This is a genomic window from Candidatus Electronema sp. JM (assembly GCF_048287415.1).
GTDB lineage: Bacteria > Desulfobacterota > Desulfobulbia > Desulfobulbales > Desulfobulbaceae > Electronema.
Window position 1 is genome coordinate 1 of the sequence record NZ_JBLWEN010000051.1, and the last position, 3032, is coordinate 3032.

Here is a 3032-nt window from a genome sequence, read left to right on the forward strand (position 1 = left end):
CTGGGCGGCGGCTTCCAATACTGCCGCCTTGGTGAAACCCTGTTTGACAGCAGCGGCCAGATAGCGGAAACCGTGTCGTTCATTGACCTTGCCCGCTTTGTCTATCTCCGGGAAACAGGGCTGCCGCTGCCGGATGCAATTTCCGGTAAGTCGCCGCTGATCGGTGTGCATGAGGGTGTTGCCGTTTATTTGCTCTACAATGGTGTTTTAAACGACAAAGCCGCGCAAGGGGGCAATGCCCTTACCCGTGCAGTGCTGGACGTTCTGCCGCCTCATTTCGGCCCCAAAACGATATATGGCACAAGCTGCCGTGTCGGTCAGTCCCGACTGGCGCAGGAGCAAATCACCTTTCACCAGATTCCCTACGCTTTGAAGGTGGACTGATGCTGGCCCTCAAAGACTATCAGCAATGGGCCTTGGACGCGCTGCGGGACTATTTTCAGGAATGCTGCCGCACCGAAGAAGCCAGCCCAGCCTTTCACACGGTCACAGGCAGAACGCTGGGCTTGAAAAGCCTGTACAACGAGGTCAAGGAGCTGCCCGGCCTGCCCTATGTCTGCCTGCGCATTCCCACCGGCGGCGGCAAAACCATTGTCGCCTGCCACAGCATTGGCATAGCGGCGCAGGAGCTGGTGCAGACAGAGTTTCCCCTTGTTCTCTGGATTGTCCCTTCCAACGCCATTTTGACGCAGACCGTCAACGCCTTGCGCAGCCGCCGTCATCCGTACAGGCAGGCGGTTGAGGCTGCCTTGGGCGCGGTCAGCGTTTTGGAGGTGCAGGAAGCCCTGTCCTTGAAACGGGCGCAGCTTGACGGAGAAGCGGCAATTATTGTCGCCACCATGCAGGCGTTCCGGGTGGAAGACACCATAGGCCGCAGGGTGTACCGGGATTCCGGCGACCTGATGGAGCATTTCAGCGGCCTGCCCCCGCAGGTCACGGCTGCGCTGGAGCGGGGCGAAGGCGGCAATATTCTCCATTCGCTGGCCAATGTCCTGCGTCTGCGGCGGCCTGTGGTCATTGTTGACGAGGCCCACAACGCCCGGACTGCCCTTTCGTTCGACACGCTGGCGCGGTTTCACCCTTCCTGCATTGTCGAGTTCACCGCCACGCCTGCCAGAAAAGAGCATCCCAGCAACGTGCTGTTCAGCGCGTCTGCCGCTGATCTGAAGGCGGCGCAGATGATCAAGCTGCCCATCCGCCTTGAGACAAGGCCGGACTGGCACGAGCTGCTGGCTGATGCTGTCCACTGCCGGAACGGGCTGGAGCAGGCCGCGCAATTGGAGCGGCAGCAGACCGGCGAATACATCCGCCCGGTGATGCTCATTCAAGCCCAGCCGCAGCAGAAGGGCCGGGAGACCCTGACCGTGGAGGTTGTGAAACGCTGCCTGCTGACTGACCACCGCATCCCGGAAGAGCAGATAGCCATTGCCACCAGCACGGCAAAGGAGCTGGACGGAATAGACCTTGCCCGGCAGGATGTGCCTGTCCGCTACGTCATCACCGTGCAGGCATTGCGGGAAGGCTGGGACTGCCCTTTCGCCTATGTGCTGTGCAGCTTGGCGGAATCCCGCTCCGCAACTGCGGTTGAGCAGATTTTAGGCCGGGTCATGCGGCTGCCCGGCGCGGCCCGGAAAACGCAGGAGAGCCTGAACGCAGCCTACGCCTTCGCCAAATCTGAGAGCTTTTCCGAAATAGCGGCTGCGCTGACAGATGCCCTTGTCCAGCACGGCTTTGAGAAGCAGGAGGCGGCAGACCTGATTGTTCCCGGCAGGATTGAGCCGCAGCGGTTGCCGTTCGAGCAGTCTTTCATGGGCGTGACCACGGTTGCCATGCCGGAGCCGCTCAAGCTGGCCAACCTGCCGGAAGCGGTGCGCCGGAAAGTTGTTTATGATGCGGAGAAGAAACGGTTTTCCTTCACCGGCGCGATGAGCGGGCAGGAGCTGGAGGAAATCAGGGCAGTCTGCGTGACTGCCGAAGGCCGCGCCGGAGTTGACCGCGCTTTCCGCATTTCCACCGGCAAAGAGCCGGACAGACGCGCCCCGGCGGAACAGAACATTCCTTTTGCCGTGCCGCTGCTCTCAATCCGGCAGGGCAAGCTGTTTGAACCGTTCGAGGAAAGCCATTTTCTCGATTATCCGTGGAAGCTGGCGGACTGCGATGCGCTGCTGACCGAAGAGGAATATTCCGCCGTGCGGCTGGAAGGCGAGAGCGGCGAGATTGACATCACAGAGCAGGGCAGGATTGCGGCAAAATTCATCGCCGGAGTGCAGGGCCGCCAGCTTGAGCTGTTTGCGGCGGACAGACGCTGGACTGTGGCCGGATTGGTTGACTGGCTTGACCGAAACATTCCTCATCCTGACATTGACCCGGCAGACAGCGGCATTTTCCTGACCCGCCTTGCGCTGGCCCTGTCCGATCAGCGCGGCTTCACCTTGGAGCAGCTTCTTTTGGACAAGTACCGGCTCCGCAACGTGGCGGAAAAGAAAATCAATCAGCATCGGCAGAATGCCCGGCGCAAAGCGTATCAAGCCCTGCTTTTCGGCGGACAGGCGGACGTGGCTGTCTCACCGGACATCTGCTTTGCCTTTGCCGCTGATCCCCGCCAGTACGCCTATTCCAAGCCCTACAAGGGCAGATACCTCTTTCAGAAGCACTATTACCCGGAAATAGGCGACTTGGAAGACAAAGGCGAAGAGTTTGAATGCGCCCAGTTCATAGACCGGCTGGAGGAAGTTGCGTTTTGGGTGCGCAATCCGGCCCGCCGTCCGGGGCAGTCGTTTTGGCTTCAGACCGCAACGGACAAGTTCTATCCTGATTTTGTCTGCAAGCTCAAGGACGGGCGGACTGCCGCTGTCGAATACAAAGGCGGCCATTTATGGAATGAGGATGCCAAAGAGAAGCAAGCCCTTGGCGAGCTGTGGGCCGCCCGCAGCGGCGGAGACTGTCTTTTTGTCATGCCCAAAGACAAAGATTATGCGGCGGTCAGAAGGGCTTTTGCCGGGAAAACGTGCTGAAGCTCATTTGTATGCGCC

General features: G+C 60.0%; 1 protein-coding gene and 1 pseudogene. Both read left to right on the forward strand.

All coding sequences use genetic code 11. The features are described from left to right. A pseudogene (locus ACNKH6_RS11030) lies at positions 1-384 on the forward strand (site-specific DNA-methyltransferase); the annotation flags it as partial. After that, entirely contained in the window at positions 384-3014 is a 2631-nt protein-coding gene (locus tag ACNKH6_RS11035) for a DEAD/DEAH box helicase family protein (protein ID WP_417915615.1), read from the forward strand. The pseudogene ACNKH6_RS11030 and the gene ACNKH6_RS11035, both read left to right, overlap by 1 nt. The last annotated feature ends 18 nt before the right edge of the window (positions 3015-3032 follow it).